The sequence below is a fragment of the Pseudomonas sp. A-RE-19 genome (genome assembly GCF_019956555.1).
Classification (GTDB): Bacteria; Pseudomonadota; Gammaproteobacteria; order Pseudomonadales; family Pseudomonadaceae; genus Aquipseudomonas.
Window position 1 is genome coordinate 38315 of record NZ_JAHBDQ010000019.1, and the last position, 24495, is coordinate 62809.

The 24495-nt window shown below is 58.4% G+C and carries 19 protein-coding genes; all 19 read right to left on the reverse strand.

Features of this window, described 5'->3' with window-relative positions; genetic code table 11:
• Positions 1 to 6: 6 nt before the first annotated feature.
• The 19 genes from KGB14_RS13835 to KGB14_RS13925 all read right to left on the reverse strand — a co-directional run bounded on the left by KGB14_RS13835 (position 7) and on the right by KGB14_RS13925 (position 24493).
• Complete coding sequence (locus KGB14_RS13835) at positions 7 to 960, reverse strand: glycosyltransferase family 2 protein (RefSeq protein WP_223487374.1); 954 nt, start codon at positions 958 to 960, stop codon at positions 7 to 9.
• A complete protein-coding gene (locus KGB14_RS13840; RefSeq protein ID WP_223487375.1) occupies positions 954 to 2288 on the reverse strand; it encodes an O-antigen ligase family protein in 1335 nt (444 codons plus the stop codon). The genes KGB14_RS13835 and KGB14_RS13840 overlap by 7 nt, the downstream gene beginning before the upstream one ends.
• Complete coding sequence (locus KGB14_RS13845) at positions 2285 to 3397, reverse strand: glycosyltransferase (protein ID WP_223487376.1); 1113 nt, start codon at positions 3395 to 3397, stop codon at positions 2285 to 2287. The genes KGB14_RS13840 and KGB14_RS13845 overlap by 4 nt, the downstream gene beginning before the upstream one ends.
• Complete coding sequence (locus KGB14_RS13850) at positions 3394 to 4473, reverse strand: glycosyltransferase (RefSeq protein ID WP_223487377.1); 1080 nt, start codon at positions 4471 to 4473, stop codon at positions 3394 to 3396. Before KGB14_RS13850 ends, KGB14_RS13845 begins: the two co-directional genes overlap by 4 nt.
• Before the next feature lie 23 nt (positions 4474 to 4496).
• The gene (locus tag KGB14_RS13855; protein WP_223487378.1) at positions 4497 to 5204 is read right to left on the reverse strand and encodes a WecB/TagA/CpsF family glycosyltransferase; all 708 of its coding nucleotides are present in this window, start codon (positions 5202 to 5204) and stop codon (positions 4497 to 4499) included.
• A 12-nt stretch (positions 5205 to 5216) separates the two neighbouring features.
• Positions 5217 to 6608, reverse strand: a complete 1392-nt coding sequence (locus tag KGB14_RS13860; RefSeq protein ID WP_223487379.1) for an undecaprenyl-phosphate glucose phosphotransferase — start codon at positions 6606 to 6608, stop codon at positions 5217 to 5219.
• Between the two features lie 140 nt (positions 6609 to 6748).
• The gene (locus KGB14_RS13865) at positions 6749 to 8995 is read right to left on the reverse strand and encodes a GumC family protein (protein ID WP_223487380.1); all 2247 of its coding nucleotides are present in this window, start codon (positions 8993 to 8995) and stop codon (positions 6749 to 6751) included.
• A gap of 2 nt (positions 8996 to 8997) precedes the next feature.
• On the reverse strand, positions 8998 to 9531 hold the full coding sequence (locus tag KGB14_RS13870; protein ID WP_223487381.1) for a polysaccharide biosynthesis/export family protein: 534 nt from the start codon (positions 9529 to 9531) through the stop codon (positions 8998 to 9000).
• Between the two features lie 12 nt (positions 9532 to 9543).
• Complete coding sequence (locus tag KGB14_RS13875; protein WP_223487382.1) at positions 9544 to 10704, reverse strand: outer membrane beta-barrel protein; 1161 nt, start codon at positions 10702 to 10704, stop codon at positions 9544 to 9546.
• 247 nt (positions 10705 to 10951) lie between these two features.
• On the reverse strand, positions 10952 to 11479 hold the full coding sequence (gene rfaH, locus KGB14_RS13880) for a transcription/translation regulatory transformer protein RfaH (protein WP_223487383.1): 528 nt from the start codon (positions 11477 to 11479) through the stop codon (positions 10952 to 10954).
• 732 nt (positions 11480 to 12211) lie between these two features.
• Complete coding sequence (locus tag KGB14_RS13885; RefSeq protein ID WP_223487384.1) at positions 12212 to 13267, reverse strand: hypothetical protein; 1056 nt, start codon at positions 13265 to 13267, stop codon at positions 12212 to 12214.
• A 31-nt stretch (positions 13268 to 13298) separates the two neighbouring features.
• Complete coding sequence (locus KGB14_RS13890; RefSeq protein ID WP_223487385.1) at positions 13299 to 15107, reverse strand: hypothetical protein; 1809 nt, start codon at positions 15105 to 15107, stop codon at positions 13299 to 13301.
• A gap of 3 nt (positions 15108 to 15110) precedes the next feature.
• Complete coding sequence (locus tag KGB14_RS13895) at positions 15111 to 16415, reverse strand: hypothetical protein (protein WP_223487386.1); 1305 nt, start codon at positions 16413 to 16415, stop codon at positions 15111 to 15113.
• Between the two features lie 19 nt (positions 16416 to 16434).
• On the reverse strand, positions 16435 to 17358 hold the full coding sequence (locus tag KGB14_RS13900; RefSeq protein WP_223487387.1) for a hypothetical protein: 924 nt from the start codon (positions 17356 to 17358) through the stop codon (positions 16435 to 16437).
• A 67-nt stretch (positions 17359 to 17425) separates the two neighbouring features.
• Positions 17426 to 19816, reverse strand: a complete 2391-nt coding sequence (locus KGB14_RS13905; RefSeq protein WP_223487388.1) for a hypothetical protein — start codon at positions 19814 to 19816, stop codon at positions 17426 to 17428.
• Between the two features lie 10 nt (positions 19817 to 19826).
• Positions 19827 to 20966, reverse strand: coding sequence for a hypothetical protein (locus tag KGB14_RS13910; protein ID WP_223487389.1), 1140 nt, complete (start codon positions 20964 to 20966; stop codon positions 19827 to 19829).
• Positions 20945 to 22390 (reverse strand): alkaline phosphatase family protein, encoded by a 1446-nt coding sequence (locus tag KGB14_RS13915; RefSeq protein ID WP_223487390.1) that lies wholly within the window; start codon positions 22388 to 22390, stop codon positions 20945 to 20947. Before KGB14_RS13915 ends, KGB14_RS13910 begins: the two co-directional genes overlap by 22 nt.
• Positions 22380 to 23612: a metabolite traffic protein EboE gene (gene eboE, locus KGB14_RS13920; RefSeq protein WP_223487391.1), complete on the reverse strand. Its 1233-nt coding sequence runs from the start codon at positions 23610 to 23612 to the stop codon at positions 22380 to 22382. Before eboE ends, KGB14_RS13915 begins: the two co-directional genes overlap by 11 nt.
• The gene (locus KGB14_RS13925) at positions 23609 to 24493 is read right to left on the reverse strand and encodes a TatD family hydrolase (protein ID WP_223487392.1); all 885 of its coding nucleotides are present in this window, start codon (positions 24491 to 24493) and stop codon (positions 23609 to 23611) included. Before KGB14_RS13925 ends, eboE begins: the two co-directional genes overlap by 4 nt.
• Positions 24494 to 24495: the final 2 nt, after the last annotated feature.

Consider the following 24495-nt stretch of genomic DNA (forward strand, 5'->3'; position numbering starts at 1 on the left):
ATCGGTTCAATGAGCGGTGGTTGACGCAGTTTCCTTGCGCAATGATCGGGCGCATGCATAGAGGTAGCGCAATGTCGGTTTGCCGTCGGCGAAGATCAGCGTTTGCCAGGAATACTCCAGCATTCGCCGATACACATCGATCACCTGGGCATGCTCGCCAAGGCGGGAAAACGCATTGAGAAAGTCGGTGTGGTTGCCCAGCACGAAGTTGATCCGTTGCTGCTTGCTTAGCTGCGCGCCATAGCGGGCGAGGTACACCTCGATGAACCTGATCTTGTTCGGGTAGTACTTTTTCGGTTGCGAGGTTATGTTGCCGCTGTTGACCGTGCGCTGCAGCAGCACCTGTGGCACCGTATGGAGCTCCCAGTGTTCGGCGATCCGGGTCCACATGAGGCGGTCTTCGGCGTAGCGCAGGCTGGCATCGAAGCCGCCGAGTTGCATGATCACGTCGCGCTTGACCAGCGCGGCGGATACGCCATTGACGACGTTGGCGTGGATGAAATCGTAGAAATGCCTGCCGTTCTTGCGCCGGTTTTCCACTTGCCGCCTACCGTCGCTGTAATTGATCTGCACGTAGCAATCTATCAGCCCCACCGGCCGTCCCTGACGACTGAGTTCGTCATACAGTGCCAGTTGTTGCTCCAGCTTTTGCGGATGCCATTTGTCATCTGCATCGAGAAACGCCACAAGCGTCTCTTCAGTGTGCTGCAATCCGTGGTTGCGGGCGCTGGCCTGGCCTTCGTTGGCTTGCTGCAACAGCGTCAGGCGAAACGGCGCCACGAAGTCTTTGACCCGTTGTGGTCCCTCGTCGGTGGAACCATCGTCGATGACGATGACGTGATCGGGCAGTCGGGTTTGCCCGACCAGGGACGCCAGTGTTGGCTCAATGCTGTCGGCGGCGTTGTACATCGGAATGACGACACAGACCGAACAAGGTGATTGGGAGGGGGTGTTCAGCACTTGCTTTTCTCCTTGGACATCGTGTCGGCGGGTACGCCCTCGAGCGCGACACCCTCTTCAGGTGTGAAAGGACGTGTTGCCAGGCCAGGGCGTTTGACGTGGTGGTGCCGGAATGACAGGGCCAGGATGCAGAACACCAGAAACTCTGCGGAGCGGTAGTTGGGAACGACATACGCTACATAGTTGGTGAGCATGAACGATCCGATGATGACCATCGCGCTGGCGTGAAACCGTGCCGATTGATCTGCCATCACCGCCCGATAATGCTTGATCAGCGACTCGAGCAGCATGAGGATCAGCGCTGTCAGCTGAATGACACCGCCGTTGAGCAAGGTTTCCATGTAACCGCTGTGGGCATTGCCGATGTAACCCCAACGGTTGATGAATGCCTCGGCGTTCGGGCTGGACCAGAAGGCGCCGAAGCCGTAACCGTTGAGGAATTCAGCGTCGATCAGTGGTGTGAGCAGGTCCCAGATCAGGGTGCGGTCGGTGAGTGATGAGTCACGGCCGATCAGCTCCAGCAGCAACGCATAATTGCCGTAGAGAAAGAAACAGATCAGCACATAGACAATCGTCGTACCGAGGAACGCGGGCACCGAGCGGTTGACGTGCAAGCGGATCAACGTGAGGAAGTACCAATAGCTCGCCGTGCCGGCAACGATCATCGCTATGGCGGTGGCGGATTGGGCCAGCGCAATGGCGATCAACGAGAATATCGAGCAGATGATGGCCCAGGGATTGCGCTGACGGATCATCGGCAGCAGTAACAGAATGGCAATCGCGTTGATCCGGGCACCGGCATTTTTTTCCGGGAAAATCCCTTTGAACGCACCATCGCGAATACCGCCGTCAATGAAAGCGATGTCAGGCCTGAACAGCGCGAATACCAAGCCGAACAACGCAGCGGCGCCGAGGGTGCAGCCGAGCATGAAGGCGATTTTTTCGAGGCTGTAGTTGTAGGCGACGAAGCCTGCGAAGAACACCACGCTGATCAACGCCACAAAACGCTTGAAACTTAACATCGGGTCGTAGGACCAACTGATCGATACGGCCAGGGCAAGCATGAACACCAGCAGAAAGCAGTTATTACGGTAAAAACTTTTGCTGATGAAGACCTTGTTGCGGATGAAGAAGAACAGCGGCACCAGCAAGGTGATCAGGCCACAGATCTGGTTCACCACATTGCCTTCGAGGTCTTTTTCGGCTACGTCCAGATTCGCCACATCGGCCAGCCCGAAAAAAAATCCGATCACCTGAATGTAGAACAGCACACCGAACAACGTGAAGGCGTCGCGCAAAGTGGTGTACCTGACTTCCAGTGTGTTCATGACGACTGGCTCCCAAGCAATGCGTCGAGATAGGTTTTCACAGCGCAGGCGCTCACGAAGCGGCCAGCGGCATCGATGCGCGCTTGCCGGTTTGAATCACGCGGCAACGTCAGTTCTGCGGCAATGGCCTGTGCCAGTGCCGCAGGATCGTCGACCGCCACCAGCGGAGCGATTGCGCCATTGTCGAGGATCTCTTGCGGGCCATAGGGGCAACGGGTCGACACCACCGGAGTGCCAGTGGACATGGCCTCGACCAGCGCATTGGGGCTGCCTTCGAAACGCGACGACAGCACAAAACAATCGGCCGCCGCCACTTCCGCCAATGGATCGCGGGTATAGCCCGGCAGATCGAACCGGTCGATCACGCCCAAGGCGCGAGCCTGTTCGAGCAACTCGGCCCTGAGCACACCTTCGCCGAAAATGATCAATCGGGTATTGGGATCGGGCAGTCGGGCGAAGGCATCGAGCAATACGTCAAAGCCTTTTTGCCGTGCCAGACGACCGACGGCGACAATCACCGGGGCGGATTTTTCGAGCAACCAGCGGTGGCTCGGATGTCCCGGCGCTCTGTCGCGAAAATCGTTGTCGAGCACCGGATTGTCGGCGACGGTGACATCCTGTCGGCGCGTGATGGTGGTGTCGACCAGGTCTTGGGCGACGCCGCGCGAGACGCAGATCACCGGATTGGGGATGAGACGATACAGCAGCGGTGCCATCAGATACGCTGCCCGCACCGTCAACGCAGGATTGACATGTTTGTCATGGGAAAACGCGTTGCGCTCGCTGACGTGCAGGCGTGCCAGAGTCCCTGACAGCGCGGCAGCGGCGATGGCCACCACGTTGACGTGGGTGAGGGCGGCCAGTAGTGCGTCAAAGCGATTGCGACGAAGAAAACGTGCCAGTGCCGGCACCGCCCTGGAGCTGCGCACACTGTGCAACTCGACCTGTTTGACCCTTGGGTCGAGGCGCGCCGAGTTCACACCCGCGCCGGTGAGCATCAGCAAGGTCACGTCATTGCCGGCGTCGGTCAGTGCACTGGCGAGGCGCGCCATCATCTTTTCGGCTCCACCCCCGCCCAAGTCCTGCAGGATAATCAGCAGCCTTTTCATTGATTCCATACCCGGTAGTACGCCTGCGCGGCGTATTGACTGGTGTACTGTCGGACGGCGTCAGCGGCCACCTGGCCGCTTGGCGCAGCCTGGCCTTGGGAGGTCAGGCTGCGCAGCATCCCTTCGGCCAGCGCCGATACGTCATTGACCTTGACCAACTGGCCGAGGCGACCGTTATCAAGCAGTTCTCTGGGCCCGGTCTGGCAGTCGCAGGCCAGCACTGGCGTGCCCAGCGCCAAGGCCTCGATCAGTACGGTCGGCAAGCCCTCATGAAAGGAACTCAGGATCAGCAATCGGGCCTTTCTGATCAATGGATACGGATTGCTCATGAAACCGGTGAAATGCACCCGGCTTTCAATGCCCAGGCGGCCTGCCTGTGAAGTCAGCTCGGCGAGCTGCGGGCCATCGCCGATGATCACCAAATCCGGCAGTGCAGCGCTGCGTAATGCCAAGGCGTAGGCGTCGAGCAGCAGATGGAAACCTTTCGGTTCCACCAGGCGCCCCACACCTAACCAGTACTCGGCCGGCAAGCCGGAGATCGAAGGTGTTTGTGCGGCACTGAGCAATTGATCGGTGACGACCGCATTGGGGCAATAGCGAATGCGCTGACGACCCCAGGGCACCAGATCGGCGAGGGACTGGCGCAGGCCATTGGAAACCGTCACTACCTGACCGTTGCCACAGAGGTACAACGCATAGAGCAGACGCAGGGTCGCGGGACTGATCTTTTGTTCGCTGCAATCGAGTGCCGCATGACGGCTATAGATGACCTTGCATGGGCTACCCAAAGTGGCAAACCAGGTACAAAGATTGGCCTGTTCCTTGGCGGCGATGAGGTGGGTCACCCGTTCACGGCGAATAATCCGGCGCAGCAGTACGATGGACTTGAGCAGGCCGACGATTCCATTACCGCCGCCATTGAGGGTGGCAGTCCCTTCATCGTCCGGCGTGTCGCCGTTCATGACGAAATAACTGACACGCTGGCCATCCTCGAGAAACTGCCTGGCCAGGCGTTGCTGGACACGCTCGAGGCCACCATCGGGCTTGAAGTCCTTGAGGATGAACAGGATATGCATGGTGGGTGCTCGGTGCCGGGTGCTCAGGGATAAGTGATATTGATGGTCACTTTTCGCCGAGCGATCATCAGCAATAGATGAACAAAATTGGTCGGGTAATCGATCAGGTAGCGTTTGATGGTGTGCGGTTCGCGGTACATTCGATAGAACGCACGCAGGTGCAGGCGGTTGATCGGCTCCGGGTAGTAATGATGGGTGGCCGTGGCCTCTTGGCGAATGAAACCGCCACAGGTAAATGCCACACCGGTGAAGCCGGCGCGCAGGGCATCCTGCTCGAACTGCTCTTGAAGCCCGGCACCCAGGCCTACGATCAGGATGTTTGCTTGACTGCGGCAGATGTCTGCTTGAATGCGCGCGGCCTGCGGTGCATCGAAATAGCCGTTGTGATAACCGGCGATGATCAACGCCGGGTAGCGAGCTTTGATCTTATCGATGAACCGCTCCAGTTCGGCTTGTCTGGCACCGACAAAATAGAGGCGTTTGCCCTGTTTCTCGGCACAACTGAAGACAGAGTCGGCGATGGATGTGAAGTCAAAACTGACCCGGCCGATCGTGCGGCCGGTGATTCGCGACATGAACGTGGACATCAGCATGCCGTCGCAAAAATAGGCGATGGAAGTCGGGTGTCGATCGAACAGACTGCCGATGGACGCAAAATTGATGAAGGAAAATGCCTTGTTGGCGTCCAGCAGATTCGGTGCGTAATGCCCGATCAATTCCAGGTCGATCATTTGCCTGACTCCCTAATAAATGTCTTTTGAGAACAACGTGAAAGGGGTCTTGACGAGAATTTTGATGTCGAGCCACAGCGACCATTGATTGATGTAGTTGAGGTCCTGGGCGACGCGCTGCTGCATTTTTTCCAGCGTCTGGGTTTCACCTCGATGGCCGGTGATCTGGGCCAACCCGGTGATTCCCGGCTTGAGGCGATGACGGGCCATGTAGGCGCGTACCTTGCCGGTGTAGTAAATGTTGTGCGTGACTGCGTGTGGTCGCGGGCCGACCAGGGCCATATCGCCGCACAGCACGTTGAATAGCTGCGGTAGCTCGTCGATGGAGCTTCGGCGCAAAAAACGCCCAAGCGCAGTGATGCGGTCATCCTCACGGGTGGCCTGGCGGACTTCGTTGTCGTCGTGCAGACGCATCGACCGGAACTTCCAGACCTTGATCACCTCAGCGTTACAGCCGTAACGATTCTGCTTGAACAGCACCGGGCCGGGCGAGGAAAGCTTGACGGCTGCCGCCACGATCAGCAGCAAGGGGCTGAGCACAATAATGGCCACGGCGGCCAGGCTGCGTTCGAACAGTTCTTTGCAGAGCAGGCTGCCGGGGTGCGAACTGATGAGGCTTTCATTGAGGTAGATGGCCGGCATTCGCTCGATTTCCGAGATCGACTGATTGAGCAACACCATGCTGCCGAAATCAGGGATCCAGACCACGTCGACGTTCATGTCCAGAAGGTCGATGTACAGGGCTTCGATGATGGCGGCCTGGGCCAGGGGCAGGACGATATAAACGCGGCGTACATGCAGGCGGGCGATGATTTCGCGAACCTCGTCGATGCGTCCCAGCAGCGGCAGAATGCTCGGTGCCGGGCCTGTATGGTCGGGGGTTGCGATAAAGCCCAGTAGCGGTACGCGATTGCGTCTGGACAGTTTTCTCGCCAGCGTGTTCGCGGTCGGGCAAGTGCCGATGATGACCGCGCGGCGCTCATTGCAGAGTTTGCGCGAATGCAGCCGGGCCAGATTATGCAGGGGCAAAAAGCTCGCCGCCTGGATCAGGTAACCCAGCACGGCCCAGATGATGATCACTTGACGCGAGAAAATCGCGCTGGTCTGGGTGACGAAGGCAATGCTGATCAGAACGGCCAGCAAAATCATCCAGGCCGCCAGCAGCCGAGCGAGGCCCGATAACCACTCATGACGCTTGTGGTAAACCTGCATGACGCTGTAGATCGGAACCGAACCGAGGACGGTGAGAATCATCAGAACGCGGTATTCACTGGTCAGGCTGCCGACTCGCCAGTTCACGAGCACCATCAACAGCAGGTTGACCAGGCTGAGTGCGCACAGCCATTGGCCCCAGAAGGTCAGGCCCCGGCGGTGTGCCATTTGAGCGGTGTATAGCGATGTCATCGGCTCAACTCCGGGCATGGGTTGGACATCGGCGTCAAATACTGCACGCCCTCGTTCCCGTATGCTGGTGTAGCTCGACTGAGGTGAAGCGGCTTTTTGCTGAGTGTTGGAAGGAGGCTATCGGAGATACAGCGCAGGTATTACCTGGTCATGTAGTCGTAGTTCTGAAACGTATCGGAATGGCTATAGCCATGCTTGCGAGCCTTGCGCAGATCAACCTGGTTAAGCACTACACCAAACACTGGCGCATGGCTCTGCTGCAATATCGCAAGGCATTTCTGCACTTGGCTGACAGGCGTGCTTTCGGCCTTTATCACGTAGATCACCGCGTCCGAGTGCTTGGCCAGCAACAGCGCGTCGCTGACCGCCTGCGCAGGCGGGGAGTCGATGATGATGCGTTGGTACCGCGACTTCAGCGCCTCAAGCAGCGGGGCCAGGCGCGGTGAGCTGAGCAGGTCCAGCGGTGGGGGCGAAAGCTTTCCGGCCGGCAGCATGTCGAGATTACCGACAGAGCGGATACAGTCTTCGAGCCGCGCAGTACCCGCCAGGACATTGGCCAACCCCGGGCTGTCTGCCGGAAAATCGAAGTTGAGCGAAAGGCTGGGTTTGCGCATGTCGGCGTCGATCAACAGGACACGCTCCAGCTTGGCGAGTGAGTAGGCCAGGTTGTTGGCGATTGTGCTTTTACCTTCATCGGCCATGGTCGAGGCAACGAGGACCACCCGAGCCGGCATTTCGCCGCTGTGCAACATCAACCAGGTACGCAAGTTGCGAATGGTCTCGCAAAAACGCGGATGGTCGTTGTCATCGAACAGTCGCGCCAGTTGCCGGCGGCTTTTCTTCGTGACCAGCGGCACCACGCTGAGCAGGGGCACGTTAAGCGCGTTTTCGACGGCTTCGTCGGTCTTGAAGGTTTTGTTCAGCGTTTCGGACAGTAATGCCAGCACGACGCCAAACAGCGCAGATACGACGGCGACGATCGCCATGATCAGTTTTTTACGGGGTTTGCTCGGTTCCAAAGGAGCAATCGCGGGGTCAACAATGCGCGCTTTGGTGGAATCCATGTCTGAGGTGGCCGCAGTTTCCTTCAAGCGGGTGATGAAGGTTTCATACAGCGCGCGACTGCTGTCGACTTCACGCTGGTACTCACGCAGCTGGAATTCCTTGCGCGAGATCTCCTGTATCTGCGCCTTGTTGCTGTTGAATGATTTGCGCAGTGAACTTTCATTGGCCTGGGATAATTGGTATCCATGTTCAATGCCGGCCACCACCTGCTGAACCTGCAGGCGCAGACTGTCGGTGGCCATGCGCAACTCGGCGCGAGCGGCGATAAGGGTCGGATGTTTTGGACCGTAGCGCCCCGACAGCTCTTCGACCTTGGCTTGGGCCTTGGCCTGTTGAGCCTGGAACTTCTGCACCAAAGGGTTACTCAAGACGGCGGGCACACTGGAGAGTTTGCTCAGGTCGCCATTGCTCAGGGCCTGTACCTGACGGTACTGGCTCTCGGCTTCTGCCAGGTTACGGCGGGCATCGATCATGCGATTGCCGGTCATTTCCAGTTCATTGGCGCTAATGGTGGCGACACCGTCGACATCGACCAGGCCTTGTGCTTCCCGGTAGGCCTGAAGCTTGTTTTCGGCAGTGCGCAGATTATTGCGCAACTCGATCAGGCGTGAGTTCATCCAGCTGGTGCTGGTCTGCGAGGACTTCAGGCTATTGTCGAGCTGGCTATCGATGAAGCCTTGGGCAATCGCATTGGCGGTCGCTGCAGCGAGGCCGGGGTCGGGTTGCTCCACCTCTATATTGATCAGTTGGCTCTTGCCGACGAATTTAACGTTGGTGCGCTGCATGAGGTTCTGTGTGACCTCATTGAAAATATCGGTTTCAGAGGGCGTCTCCTGCACGGGTATCAAAAGGCCGAGTGCTGGCAGCCACTGGCCAGGATCAAGGCTTGCCAACCATTTTCGCGGCGTAAACCATGGCTCCGGTTGCTGGCGTGGATCGGTCACCGGGTTAGTGGTGAGGTTCAGCTTTTTGACCGCGCGTTCGGCCAGATCCCGCGATTGCAGAAGCGCCAGTTGCGTCTGCAAGTAATCGACGGTACCGGAGCTCGAATCCGTGACTTGCTGGAAGGCCAACAGCGGTGGCGTTTTTTCTTTGATCAGCAGGGTGGTGCTGCCGATGTACTGCGAGGGAATGAACGACAGCGTGGTCATCGCCAGTGCACAGCCAAGCAGTGTCACCCAGCCGATTTTCCAACGAGCGCGCCAGATCACCCTCCAGTATTTGAGCAGGTCAATGGTGTCCTTTTCCTCGCTGTACAGCTGATGCTGAGACAGATGCGACTGGAGCGGACGTTCGACATAGATGCTTGGGCTATTGTCCATGATTAGAAAAAGCCTTGTGCAATGGATATGGTGTCACCGGGGGCGATGGCGGTGCTGCGCGTGACCGTGTCGGTCAGTGGTGGCGAGCCATCACCGCGCACGATGGTCACCCGCTTGATCGAAGCGCGCTCGGTCAGGCCACCGCCCAGGGCGATGGCTTTCTCCAGTGTCAGCCCGGGCTCGAATGGATAGCTGCCGGGTTTCTGCACCTCTCCATTGATGTAGAACGAGCGATAGGTAATCAGGTTGAGGCTGACCTTGGGGTCGACCAGGTAACCTTGTTTGAGTCCATCGACGATGATCTTTTCCACCTGATTGGGGGTGAGCCCCTTGGCGGCAATCTCACCCAGAAATGGATAGGAAAACATTCCGGCATCGTTGAGACGGATTTTCTCGAAGCTCAGATCCCGCTCACCGAATACGGTGATACGCAATACATCGCCGGCCGCCAGTTTGTACTGGGCGCCGGTGTCTGCTGCAAAAGTCGCGGGCAACAGCCACGGCACGAACAACAAGCCAAGCATTCGCGAGTTCATGGGGAAAACCTCTTAGAGACTTACGTTGAAGCTGAGCAAGAAGATGTTGCGTTCAAAACTATGATTGTCGGCATCGGAGTTGTCGTTGCGGTAGCGATAGCCCAAACCGATATCCAGCCAGCGGCGCATCGCGTATTCCACGGCGAGGTTGTATTCATGAAGGTTGTCGGTGCGGCTCTGGCCCTCGTACTCATAGCGGGACAACCCTGCTTCAGCCACCGTGGTGATGCGTTCTGTCCAGCCATGACGCCAGCCGAACAGGGCAGAGCTGGTCTTTACCGCGTCAGCCCCATCGTCGCCTTCGGCCACGGCCTGGTGGGCAACAAATGAAAAGGTGGAGTAGGTTCGTGGTTTCCATCGCAGATCCACTTGCCAGGTCGGGTTATTGAGGTCTTTGACACTGCTGTCATCGAAGTTCTTGCGCTCATAACCCACGCGGACTTTGCCGCTGGTGCGGGCGGTGAAATCCCATTCGGCACCGGCAAGAACCGCATCGGATGTGCTATTGAGGCGACTGTCCGATAGCAGGTAGTCGAAGACAGTGTGGTCGTACTCCAGCAGGCCACGGGTGTTGCTGCCTATGCGGTGGTACCAGGTGGTGGTCAGGCCGGTGGTATTGCGCTCTTTGTCGTCATTGATGCCGTCGGCATTGTCGTAGCGAAGTTGAGCGTAACTTGCGCCCAGATCGATCTGATTGTCAGCGCTCCTGGCGCCAAAGGTATAGAGGCCATTGACGCGGTTAGTGCGAATCTTGTCATTGATGCCTTCGACCGCGGTCGACGTCGTACGCTCATATTTACGCGATTCCGCTTCAAGTTTCAGTCGATGGCGGTCAGTGAATTCCATGATGCTGTTGAGGCGCACACGCTGTGCGGTATTCGAGGCATCCGAATGGTCATGATAAATGTTCCGGGTAGGCTGCCAGATAAGTCGGGTAGCACTGTTGCGGTCTTCAGCCTTGAGCTCGAAAGAGGGCGCCAATCGGGTCACCATGGAAGACTGTCGCCCCCGCTCCAGTTCCCGGAAATTGTCATCATAACTTTCTGAAAACAGCAGCGTGGGCGTGAAGTCAAATCCATAGACCTTAATGGGTTGAGGATCGAGACCCCAGGCCGTTCCGGGAGATAAATAGATCATGATCAGTGCGAAAGGGCCGTGGGTCTTAAGGGTCATATCATTGCTCCTGGGGATGAACCCGATGACTATAGACCGGAAAAAACAGGGGTGAATGTGATCGGCACGCTGCCAGGTGAAATCAAAAATGGCTTCATGAAAGAGGCTGCTAAGTTGATTGATTAACTTGTCCAGGAGTGACGAATTAAAGAGGCATTAATGTCAGGCTTGGAATGCAGTGCCAGGCTTAATGAGCTCAGGGTTAATCATGTTGCTTGTTGAATGCGCTGCTGCAGATAATGTGTCGCTAAACTTTAAGTTGAGGTTGTGATCGTTCAATGTCAGTTAGCGGGACGCGAACATGCTGCTCTCTATTCAGAAAGTGAAGCAGTATCATGACTCGCTCGTCACCCAACATGCTCAGGAAAATACCTTCGAGTGTCGACAGTGGTCCTTTGGTTATTTGCAGTGTTTCGCCGGGTTTGAATAATTGGGATTCAGACATTGCTGATAACTTTAAACACCGGGTACGCAGATGCTCGATGACATCGTCAGGAACCATCGCCGGGCCATGATTGAAATCGACGATGCGGCTGACACCACGGGTAGAACGCAAAGGCGCCCACTTGTCGTCACGACTCAGCTGAATGAAAAGGTACCCCGGAAAGAGGGATTCAAGGGTTTTATGGGGTTTGCCATGAATCAGGCGCTGGCTGATGATTTGCGGGCAAAAAATGACATAGTTTTGTCGCAATAAATTGACTTGTGCCCGTTCGTCCTGACGCGGCTTGCATTGCAAAAGATACCAATTAGAACCTTGGGTACTCGTCAGCATTCTGGCAAGCTCCGTAACATTGGTTTACGCATGCCTGTTCGTGCATCAGGGATGCCATTACGCTTTCGGCGAAGGCTATTGAGGTGTCGCGAAAGTGTTAAGTTTCTAAAACGGTGTATCAATTATGAAGCAGGTAAGATGCGAATAACGGCAAGAGCGAAAGTTTGGTCAATAATTTGGCGTTCTCATTGGGGCGCATCTAGGGTTCTATTCGCTTTACAGCTTTGTAATCAGAACTCTTAATGAAAAATGTAAGCATGACTTAACGCTATAAGTGATATCGCCTTCGGTGAGAGGCGGGGATGCTCTTTATGATGGCCAAAGCTACCGCATGGTCCGAACCTTCGGCCCTTTAAAAACAAGTACTTTCGATCATGCCCTTAAAAGCAGGCGGCAACAGGAATCTGCTAAGTCAACTTCCGTCGAATAGACGTCGACCCTGTTAGGTATTGATCACTCAAGGCGGCCTGTCAAATGTCACTAGTCAAAAATATAGCCTTCTGTCCAATAATCTATTCAAAAGCGTCAACTATTTGTTTTGAAAGGGGTTTTTATTGTTGGTGTGCAAGGATGGTTTGGTAAGAAGGCGCTGAAACAGGGAGCGCTGCGCTGATGAAACGCCCAGGCGGCTGGAATGCGCCGGTGATTGCTCAGCGGCGCTTGTTGAATACAGATTCGAAAGAGTGTCAAAAAACCGATAAAGGCCACACAGGAGTTGTTGCGCAGCTTTTCTTAGAGCTGCACCCGCCGCAGTCGGCCGCTCAACGGAGCGACCCTGTTATCTGGTGTGGGCAGTGGCCGGTCGGTTAATCCCATGCCTTCGCTCACCAGTACCGCATCCTGCACCAGGCACAGGTTGGAAGGCGTATCCAGACCGCGGGCGAGCACGGCGACCTCGGCGGTTTGCAGATTGCAACTGAGCAGTCGACCGGTGAAACGGGTAAAGCCGCCATGGAGGGGTTCGCCGTTCCAGTCCGGCGGCAAGGGTTGCTGCAGGCGGTCGCAGAGTTCCAGGACCAGCACGTTGCCCTTCGGACACAGTGCCAGTCCGGTGGGCAGTTGCAGGCCGCGAATCAGGAGCTCGATCTGCCCGCTGGCGGGCCAGACCCGAATCACCTGGCCTGCCTTGTCGGCAAAATTGATGCCCTTGCGCGCAGGGTCGCCCTGCAGCTCTCCGGAGAACAGGCTGATCAGCACGGCGTCGGTCGCCGGTTCGTACACCAGGGTCACGGGAACGGCTTCCTGGCCTTGATCCAGTTCGGGCAACTGGACCAGCACGCGCTCGTCCTGTCCGCTGATGAACTCCACCAGCTGATTGGTATCGGGTTTGACCGCCAGCCAACTGCGGCGAGTCGGGTGGTAACACAGCGCATTCAGATTGCCACGGCTGTGAAACACCGGCTCGGGCGGGGTGTATTGCAGGTCCAGCAGTTTGGAACCCTCGACATAATCGGTCTGGCTGACCAGGCAGCGCCCGTCACCGCAGGCGATGTCCGAAAGCCCCATGATTTCATCGCGCAGCATACGGGCCTGCATGTTCATGGCGCGAAAACCTTGCGCCAGTATTTCGCGGGGCAGATAGGCGCCGGGTCTGTGTGGATCCGGTCGCAGTCGACTGATACGGCCGCTGAAGGTCTGGTCCGGCCGGCCGGAGCCGGCTTCGGCCAGCAGCAGGCTGCCATCGGCCTGCACACAAAGGCCCCGAGGGTTCAGCAGGCCTTCAGCGATGATAGTACTCGGGCGCAACGTTTCAGTCGGTTGCGCCGGGATGTGAATGGGAACGGGCATAAGGGCTCTCTCCATGAATAAGGGGGCACGACTACTGCGGCGGCTGCCACGGTTCACCGGTGAGATAGGCCCGGAGCAGCGCCCGCTGGCAGGGCGACATCGAGCGCACCACCGGCATGAACAGGGTGGTGCCTTTGTAGGCGTCCGAGGTTCGGGCGAGGATGGGGTTTTTGGCGCCCATGACCGCGTCGGGTTGATTGAGCGGGATGTAGCGTGACATGGCGGGGAAGGCCAGGTAGTGAAAACGCAAGACGTTCGGGTACATCAGCTCCCAGGTGATGGTGGTGCCCGCGGGGATGCCGAAGTCGGTCTGTGCGTATTTGCGAAAGCTGGTGAAGTAGCCACCGCTTTTAAAGCCGTTGATCGCGTAGGTCAGGGCGACAAAGCCCGCCTGGGCGGCAGTACCCGGTTTGACGGTGACAGGGAAACTGACTGCGAGCTGGCCGGGTTCTACGGTCAGCGAGGCCGGAAACTCGAGGAAATTCCAGTACTGCGGATTTTTGTATACCGCAGGTGGACTGGCTTTCAGGTCGATTTCGGTGGCTTTGGGGACCGGGCCGCCCAGACACCTCACCTGCAGGGTGATCGACAGGCCATTGGGGTAGTCCTCCAGATAAACGTTGCGCTGATCGGCATACACCCGATAAGTCGATTCGATTGCGTTTAGCGTGGTTTCGGCAACTTCGTCGGGTGCGGTGATGGCCAACTCGTTGGTCCGCGCCGCTTCCTGTTGGCTAGTACTCAGGGGCAGGTCGACGATGCCACCATACACGTAGTAGTTGAATAACGGACTCGTTGTCGGGTCGAGGGTGGTCAGGGTGGTTGTGCCTGCAGAGATAGTGACGAGACCGTAATCCGCGTTGGGCCCGATGGGGCTGGTGATGTCGTCTCTGACGGCCCTGAAGGTTTGCTTCGGGATGACGTTCACCATGTCGATGCTCAGGATGCCGCTGTCGCCCAGATCGGCATAGCCAGTGCTCTTGGTGCTCTGGTTGACCAGCTGCCGGCCCGGCTGACAGTTCTTCGGTTCGTCCGCGAAGGCCGGAGCCAGTGTACCGATGACCCGGCCGATGCTCGGGTTGGGGGTGTATCGGCCGGCGGCGTAATCGGCATCCAGTTGCTCGGTGGTCATCGTGGGGCACATCTCGAACATGACAAAGCGCAGGACAATGCCTGTCGCACCCGGCGCCTGGATGATCGATCGCAGGCCACTGCTGTTCTCGTTCCAGCTGACGATGCTGCTCAGGGGAAAGGTCAACTGAAACGTGCCGCTGAGGCGGAAAGAACCCGGCGCATCCATCTCCTCTGGCTCCAACACCCGCATTTTGACATCCAGGCTGCTGCAGACCGTGTTCGCGCGAATCAGCAATTGGATGTCGCTGTTACCGCCAATTTGCAGACCGCCAACGAATATCTGGGTGGTGTTTGTGGCGGTGGGGTCCAGGTCCACCATCATCGGGCCGGAAACGGGCCCCTGTCCGGTCACCGGGTCCACCGAACCGAGCAGATAGACCGGCTGGCCCACCATATCGCCGGTGGTGTTGATGCTGCCCGGACTACCCTGCGAACTGATCAAGGCGTTCTGCATGTCGACGACATGCTGCCCGTAGTGATTCCAGCCGCCAGCGGTGTAGTAGTCGCCGTCGGGCGCGTTGATCATGTTGTTCAACTGGTCGTCGGTGTAAGACTGGGCACTCGGTGCCAGGGTCGAGGTGGTCAGGTCGAAGAGCGGCCATTTCTCATTGCCGTCGTAAGGGATGGTAGGGGAGTTGTTCGGCAGGCTGACGTCCGTGCGGATGCCGCCCCAGAAATTCAGCCGTGGTCCATTGAGAATGCTCATGATCTATTCCTCGTCCTTGGTGGTTTTGCCGACAGGCGCATTGGCGAATTTGAACAGGTAGGAAAAGTCGGCCTTGTAGGGGCTCTTGACCGGTGTCGCCATGGAGTGGCAGTTCATGCAGCTGCTGTTGGGCTGGATGTAGCTCTCCATGGTCACGTTGGCCGACAGCGCCGGTGTCGGCTGGCCCAGTGGGTTACTGGGGTTGTCCGGCATCAGCGGGCGCTGGGTGGTGATGAGCTGGTAGTACTTCAACACGCTTTTTTGCAGGCCCGGGTCGGTGCGGTAATTGGTGTTCACCCCGTTGGTGATCTCGGCAATCGGGGTAAACCGGTTCAGCGGGTTCGGGGTCTGGAACGTGGTGCCGGGTTTGGGCACGCAGACCAGATGCGCGCCTTGAGTCTGCCAGTCGCAGGGTGATTGGTTGAGGGAGGCGGCGGGGGCGGCGGGGTTGAAGTAGGAATAGGCCGTGCCGGAGGTCGGCTGGTCGACCCATTTGCCGTTCACCAGCACCTTGGGCGGAACGTTGTCGATCTGCTCGAAGGTCGACCAGATCCACTGCGGATAGCCATTCACCTTGGTGATGATGTGCAAGCCCACCAGGCCCAGGTAGGCCTCGGTGACACCGACACGCTGGCCTTGGTCATCGAACTTGGCCACGCGCGCCAGCATCGTCAGGTAGCGGCTGGCGTTGTCACTGGTCGTGAGGATGCGCCAGCTCGATTTGACCTCGATGACCCCATAGGGAAAGTTGATGTTGTTGGCTCTGGAAACGACATTAGCGTTATAGAAACTATTGGTGACGATGTAGTTGTAAGAGGTCTCGTTGGCCGAGATGTCGTAGTAGGTCGGGTTGCCGGCCTGGTCGATCAGCCAGCCGCCGACGGCCTGGTCGACAGCATTCACCTGAGTGCTGTTCTTCAGTGCGGCGATGTTGATGATGCCCAGGCTTTTTGCGGTCTGCGGGGTATTCCACGGGCCAGGGTTGGCCCCTTGCGGCAGAAAGATTTCCTCCACGGTCTTGTAGGTCTGCCAGACGGTATAGCCGGGATCCCCAGGCTGTTTGTTGCAGTCGGGATCACCTCGCTGCCCGTCCTGCGCGGGCCAGTTCAAGGCGATGAACATCTGCCAGCTGTATTGATCGAACTGGTCCTGACTGGCGGTGGCGGCCGGCGCGGTGCTGGGAGGCTGGCAGCTCAGGCTGGTGGCCTGCGTCGACGGCATGGCCTGTTCCCGGGCCTGCACCAGGGTTAGCCCCGGCAGGCTGGTCAGGCCCAGTAACATCACGGTGAAACGGAGTGTGGTTTTCATGGCGATCCTTCGTCATTGGTCAGGGTTTGCGCTGCATGAGCTTGTTCCACTGCGCCTTGTGCCCGTTGCTCTGTGAAGCCGGTGGCTCGAACAATTGGCAGGGCGGCGGATTCGCCGGGCACATCGCGGCCACCTGCGCCCAGGTCTTGGCCGGGTCCGGTTTGGCGATGCGGAAGTTGGTGTAGTTCTGGCTGACGATGGGCGCATTGGCGACGCTGGTGTCACCGGAGAAAAAGAACGACTGGGGATGCCGGTAGGGCGGTTGTCCTGACAGTTGTTTGAAAAAGGCGTAGCCGAACAGGATGGGACCTTGCGGCGAGTCGAGGTCCAGGGCGTAGGCCTGCACGCTGCCATCGAGGTTTTTGCTGCGCTCGGCGCTGTAGGGCAGGTGCTGGATGAAATCTTGCCGCGGCGGATGATTCATTGGCGAAAACATGCAACAGGCCGGCATGTCCTTGGGGCGGTCTTGCGGATAGGTCAGAAAGTACGCCTTATTGCCCAGGGACACGAAGGAGCAGGTGTAGTTGTTGTTCTTGATCGGGAAGATCGGCAGACAGTATTTCTCGTAGTGCTCCATCATGGCGCCGAAGCCGTCGCCATCCGGCGGGATATAGGCGGTGTCGTAGTAGCTGGTGCCTCGGGAGACGGTGTAGTCCGCCGGGGTGAGGGTCGAGGGTGGGTTGCTGTAGGGCGGCGGGTTTTTTTCGTAGTTGTGCATCACCCGGTACATGGTCCAGTCACTGATCCAGTAGGCCGGAAAAAACGGATCGGAAGGGTCGTTCGGTGCGCGTTTGGCGATGCAGTTGCCGTTCTGGGCATTGCACCCTTCGGTGTTATGCACCCCCATGGTGAAGTAGACGGCGCCACTGTCCTCCTGGGCAAAAAGGGAGGGGCTGAGCAGCAGGGTCAGCAGCAACAGTCGATTCAAGATGCTGGCTTTCATATGACACTCCTGTGAAGTGCCGGGTGACAGGTTCGTCACCCGGTGGTCCTGCTCGAATGTTGCTGTTTCAGACTTGCTTGTAGTCGCTCATGCTGAGAGGGACAGGGGGGTAATTGCGTTTCACCAGGGACTGTGCCCAGAGCTCCAGAACGGCGCGTCGGCTTTGCGACATGTCGCGGGTGATGGGCATGGCGAGTGTGCTTTCCTCCTGATATTCCTTGCTGATCAACACAATGAGCTGGTCGATGGCGCCTTCGATTCGCTCCAGGGAATTGAGTGGCATGAATTTGCTCATGATCGGGTACAGGTAATAGAAGGGCTGCAGGATGCGTGGGTAGATGAAGCTTTCCCAGATCAGGACCCGGGCCTCGGGTTTGGTGTAGATCTGGTTCCATTCGTTGACGAAGTCCTGCTGCAGTTTCGGCTCCAGCGGCAGCACACGCAAAGGCGCCATGAAGTCGGTATAGGCGTCCGTGTAGTTGAAACTGAAAGGGATCTCGGGAGGCTGTTCACCCTCCTGCACGAAGAAGCGCAGGGTCGGGAAGCCAGGGGCCCGGCCTTTAACGGTCAGTCGTGCGATGCCCTTGGCGTCGGTCTGTATCTGCGTCACGCAATAATTCACGGTGCTGTTCTGGAGATCCTGCAGCTTGCCTTCCATGGGGACGGGATTGTTGAAGCTCAGGCTGGGGGCCAGGGAAACCGAGGCGGGTGTCGAGAGGTATTGTTGATAGGTGACGGGGATCGGCACCTCGGAGGGCGCCTCGGCGTGTAATGCCATGAGCCGGCGGCCACTGCCTGTGCTTGCCTGGCTGTGTTCGCTGGGGGCATCGATGAATTGCGGCAGATTGGATTTGTTCTTTTTGCGGTTCAGCGGATAGTCGTAGAACAGCGTGAAGTCGGCCTTGTTGCTGAACGCCAGGTAGTAATCGCTGGTACTCAACATGAAGGCGTTGTCGTACTCCGCCACCCAGAGCACGGTGCCGGCCGGCGCCGGAAGGCCGTCGTATTGCACCATGATCTGCAGTGTTCTGCTGTCTCCCACATCGATGAAACTGGCGCTTTCCACCACCTCGGCGGTCCACATCTGCTGGGTAGCGGCCTGCGTCGGTGTTGTGCCCTGCAGTTGCAGTTCCAGCGATCCGGTTTGCAGCTTTTTCCTGGCGCCGGGGTTGAGCGTCAAATCCAGGATGCCGGAGCGTTTGTCGAAGGCTGCCTGTCGATACTGTTCGAAGCCGAAACTGGTCAGGGGGCTGAATTGGCCTGCGTCGTTTATCCCCAGTACGTAATTGCCTGCCTGGAATTTCTCCGCCACCGGAATGTTAGCGTTGCTGTCGAGCGGATAGAACGGGAAGGCGGTCGAGAGATCCAGCGACAGGGTATCGCTGTCAGGCTGGACCTGGGCCGAGATCACTCCCAGCTGTATTTCTACGCCGGGGGGAAGGGGCGTATCGCCAGGTGAGGTCTTGTAAGGGCTGATGGCGGAGGCGGGGACCAGGCGCCGTCCCGCCGGCGCGGTCGGGAACTCATCCTCAAACCACAGGCCCAGGGTGCCGGCAGTGCGACTGTAGGCCGGGTTGAAGAAAATATCGGCAACGTTATCCAGGCCTTTTTGATACATCGCCTGCACGTTCGCCTGTATCTGCGGGTCTGTGGAATGGGTGTTGATGGGGGGGTAATCGTTGAAAATGCCGTTTCTGTCGTAGCAGGTCAGGTAGGTGGAGAACCTGAACATCAGCCCCTTGGCGTGTTGTTGGTCCATCTGTTCCTGGAGGTCTTTGAGCAGTTGCGAGTCGCCAATTACCCACTGCAGGTTCTCTTTGGGAAAGCAGGTCTGCCACGTCGTGGTGACATAGATCAGGCCACCCAACGCCCCCCAGTTGAAGTTCAGAAAGCGATCGAGCATCCGGTGCTGACGCTTGAGCGTCACGCCGCACTGATCGTCACCCAGCACCAGCTTGTCGAAGTACAGCGCGGTGAAGGTGTTCTGCCAGGGGCTGACGTCGACGAATCGGGCGGGGGTGGGATTCGTGCTGCCAAGGGGGTTGCCGAACAGTTGGTAAGCCTTGTCGATCAGCGGATCCTGGTCGACGTAACCACCGCCAGGAAGCTCGCCGCCAATGATCACGGACCGGGTCTGGTCATAGCTGACGGTGCCGCAGGCGTTGTCGCCGAACAGGTCCCATTCGGCGGGAATCATCGGGTAGCTTTGCGGGTTGGCATTGCCCGGCACTTGCAGAACATAAGCAGGTACATCGCTCATCGCCAGGGGGGCGATGGTCCAGGGCATCAAGGTGCTGGCGGCATTCTCGGGATCGATGCCGTATTCAGCGAGAAACCGCCAGTTCATCTGCATCTTGACCGCGTCGTAGAGCGGAAGTACGTCGTTGTTATTGGCCGTTGGCGGGTTCCAGAACATATGGCCGTTGAGGTAGATGCGGGGGAAATTCAATACGCTCATGTCATGCTCCTTAGCGTTGCCACTGGGCGCGTTTGAGCGACCAGACAAAGTCCAGTTTGTTGTAACCGACGAAGGCCGATTCCGGCAGGAGGGCGGTGGGGTAGACGATGCCGCCCTGTTCTTTCATGGCGAAGTTGAAATAGCCCTTTTTCGCCGAATATGCGGCGGTGTCGTGGCAGGCAAAGCACGACGACTGGCTCTGAAAAGCTGACTCCAGCTGAGAGTTGGCCAGCAAGGTCGGGTTGGTCTTGGACTGGACTGCGATCAGTTCGTACTGCGACAACCCGGGATATTGAGCCTGGAATTGGCTATTGACGGGCTTGGCAGCGGCTATCGGCCCGGTGCTGTTGGTCATCGGAGTGGGTGGGATGGCGTTGGTGACGGTGTACTTGCTGTTGTTAATGTTTTCGAAAGTGGTCCAGACCCAGCCGGGATTCAGTTTGTTGATGACATGCAAGCCGCTCAGCGCTGCATAGCCGACCTGGTATTTACCGTCTTGCAGGTAATAGGCCTGGGCGATGTAGTAACCGTCGTTTTCCAGGGTCTGTTTGTAAGTCGCGTCGGAGCCGATCCACAGCCAGGCGGATTTCAACTCCCAGGCGGTGGAGGGGAACTCCAGGTTACTGGTCAAGGCCGCCTGGCCGTTCATGTTGTAGACCTGGCGTTGCACGATGTAATCGAAAGTGCCTTCGCCCATCAGCAGCTGAAAGCGCACGGGTTTGCCTGTTTCTGGCGCCGGCACCGCACCGCCCATTTCCAGAATCATGCCATCGACCTGTTGCGTGGCGTTGAGGTTATGGAAGATTCGGGACAGGTCCATTCCCTGCGCCTTGGCTTGAGTCAGCACCGCGTCCGGGGGCGGCACGGGTGTGCCATAAGGGGCGGGTTTGGCGCCATTGATCAGGTAGACCTGGTCGGAGGGTTTCATGGACTCCCACTCGAGGTTGGGGCTTCCCGCCGCGGCGGGCTGGTTCAGGCAGACGAACCAGTTCCAGGCCAGGGTCTCGGGACTCTGGGCAAACTCGGTTCGGGTCTTGTCGACGTTTCCTCCAAACTGCAGGAAGTTGCTGCAGTCGAAGGTACTCGGGGTCTGAGCCTGAGCCAAACCGGCCAGTGCACTCAGAACTGTTATAGAAATGGCGCGCCGCATGGAAGCTCCTTGGCATTGGCCAGGTCGGTGTGTGGGTGCCCCAGGAAATGCTGTAGGAGCAGTTGTTTCACCGCCGTGGCCGCAAGGTGCTGCGGCAACGGCAGATCACAATTGGTGATGAGCAGCGGGCCGGTCTTCTCGCTGCCGGGCAGGCGGCCATGGCTGCCGCGGACCAGACGGGTGTCCAGCGGAATCAGGTCCATGTAGTAGCGAAAGCCAAGCTTTTTCTGCAGCAGGCGGCGCGCCACTTTCAATTTGGGGAAGCGAATGGCCGGGTCGATGAACAGCTCCAGCGGGTCGTAGCCGGGCTTGCGATGGATGTCCACGGTACGGGCAAAGTCGGGTGCCTTGCGATCGTCAAACCAGTAGTAGTAATCGAACCAGTAGCCCGGCGCCGCCACGGTCACCAGCTCGCCGCTGCGGGGATGGTCCAGCTGGCAGGCCCGTTGTTCGGCTTTATCCAAAACCTGCTCGATGCCGGGCTGGCGCTGCAACAGCGCTTTGACGCGAGGTATGTCTTGCGCCTGCTTCACGTAGACATGCGCGATCTGATGATCGACCACGGCAAAGGCTGCGCTGGCGCCAGGGTCAAGCAATTCCCAGGTGAGCGATTGGCGCACCTGCAACAAGCCTTCCGAGCGCAACAGCCGGTTGATGGAAACAGATTGCTGCACGGCTTCGATCCCATACTCGGATAACAGCATTACCGCCGCGCCTTGCTCCTGGGCAAAGGTCAGCAGGCGACCCACTTCACTGTCGATGGCCCGCACCTCGTCGGCAATCGACGGATGATCGGGGCCCAGACGCTGCAGGCTGTAGTCGAGATGCGGCAGGTAAACCAATTGCAGGTCGGGTCGGTCGAGCTGGAATTCGGCGATGGCGCAGTCGACGATCCAGCGGCTCGACGCGATGCCGGCTGCCGGGCCCCAGAAGCTTGGAAAGGGGAACTCGCCGATCTGCTGCTCGATACGTTCATGCAACGAGGCCGGGGACGAATACAGACCGAACATTTTGCGGCCATCGGCCGGGTAGTGCGGGCGTGGGGTGATGGCGGCATCCACGTCCGCATACATGTTGTACCACCAGAACAGCTGGCTGCAGCGAAACCCGGGGAGCTCACGCTTGAGCTGCTGCCAGACTTTTTCACCCTGGATCAGTGCGTTGGGTTGCAGCCAGAAACGTACTTCGGCCTGGTCGCGAAAATACCAGCCATTGCCCACGATGCCGTGCTCGGACGGTGGCAGACCGGTGAGGATCGAGGCTTGCACCGTAGACGTGACGGCCGGAAACACCGGTTGCAGGCTGGCCATTTTTGCCGTTTTCAACAGGGCATTGATGTGAGGCGTCGCCGCCCCCAACAGCGCCGGTGTCAGCGCAACCACGTTGATCAGCAGCAGCGGTTGACGCGAGTGATCAGAGGGCATCGGCGTACGCCTCCCGCGTCTGGGATTGCAGCAATTGTCGCTGGCGCAATTGGTCTTCGACCCAGCGCAGTTCGGCGGCGATCCCCTGGAGTTGGGCGTGCTCGGTCGTGGGCCGCAGCTGGGCGGGCAGGACGCCCCAGCTGTAGGTTTCCACTTCCAGCACGGGACGAAAATCCGGATGGTCTGCCAGGAAGTCGAAGGTCTGCGACAGGGCGATCTGACTGCCACTGAGCTCGGGCAGCAGCAAGTGTTCGCTGAACAGCGGAATGTGGAAATGAATCCTCAGCTCGGGGTATTGCCCCGGAATATTTGCGCAATCGTCGAGCGCGGCGGGAAGGTCGGCCCAGGCCAATAACCGGTCCTGCGCATCACGGGCTTTCACTTGATGCAGGTAGGTGGTTTCGGCGAAGTCGCTCAAGGTCTTGAGGACGTGTTCGCGCCGATCATTGTCTTGAGAGGGCAGGCGACAGATCAGGGCGTTGGACAGCTGAATCTTGCCCACGGGCACCCGGGCCTGACGCAGCTTTTCCAGTGACCGATAACAATGTTCGAAGACCACGGCCTGGTGGCAGACATCAAAACACAGCGCCAAATAGTCATGGTTCGGGTCCGTGGCTTGGCAGCGGTGGAAAAAGGCGATCGCCTGGTCGGTGTTTTCCAGCACGCAGTCGGGCTCCATCTCCAGGCAGAACACGATCTTCTTGCCCGTCTCCAAATGCAGCCTGGCCAGTGAGGCGGTGAGCTGGCGCAGTTGATACTCGGCACGCCGCTGTAAGGCCGGGCTCCAACTGGCGGCATAACCCAGCGGCACAGTGGATATCACGCCCTGTTTACAGTCCGGCGGCAAGGCAGCCGCGAGAATCCGCGCCAGATTCAGGCTGTACGCCAGCCGTTTCGGATCAGCCCAACTGGGCAAATAGACCTCGGCTTTCACGGCGCCCTGATGAAACTGGCCGTAGGGAAAGCCGTTAAGCGAGGTCAGGCGTAGCCCGCAACGTTGCAGCAGGCTCAGGAACTCCGTGCGAGCCGACGCCTGTTGTAATTCGGCCGCGGCGAGAGCGCTGATCCACAGGCCACTGTCCTGCTCGGTCAGCCCGCGCAGGGTTCGCACGCCCTGAAAATGCTGTTCGATGGATGACCGTAGTCCCGCCAGGTCACGGGTCGGGTGCACATTGCTGCAATAACCGACCTGCGCGGCAGCCCAACCCGTGCCGGCACTCATTTGATCACCGGTTCCTGGCCGCGCAGAGCGGAGTTGTCCTGCCACTGCCGACGCTGGTCGATGGGCAGCGGGGTGCTGACGAGGGCTTTGTCCAGTTGGCCGCTTTGGGCAAAAAAGTCCACCGGGTTGTGGAATAGCACCTGTTCGACCTGGGCTTCGGTGAAGCCGGCAGCCAGCATTGCCTGGCCCGTTTTGGGCACCTTGAGCGGATCGCTGATCCCCCAGTCGGCGGCGCTGTTGACCACCATTTTTTCGGTGCCGTATTCCTGCAACAGGGCGACCATGCGCTGTTCCGACATCTTGGTGTTGGGGTAGATGGAATGGCCGCGCCAACAGTCGCTGTCCAGCACCAGGGGCAGGGTCAGTTCGTTGAGGTGGTCGATGATCACCAGGTGCTCGGCAATCCCCACTTCACGAATCACCGCCAGGGTGCGTTTGGTGCCACCGATCTTGTCGCGGTGCGGGGTGTGTACCAGTACCGGCAAATTGAATTGCTTGGCCAGTTCCAGCTGAGCGGCGAGAAAGCGATCCTCCTCCGGGGTGATGTCGTCGTAGCCGATTTCGCCGACCGCCACGACGCCGTCTTTCACCAGATAGCGCGGCAGAATCTCCAGCACTTCATTGGCCACCGACAGGTCATTGGCCTCCTTGGGGTTGAGGCCGATGGTGCAGAAGTGATGGATGCCGAACATGCTGGCGCGAAAGCGCTCCCAGCCCAACAGGGTATCGAAGTAATCGATGAAACTGCCGACACTGGTCCTGGCCTGGCCCTGCCAGAAGGCCGGTTCGATAACCCCGGTGATGCCGGCAGCGGCCATGTTCTGGTAGTCATCGGTGGTGCGGCTGACCATATGAATATGCGGGTCGAAGTACTTGAGCATGG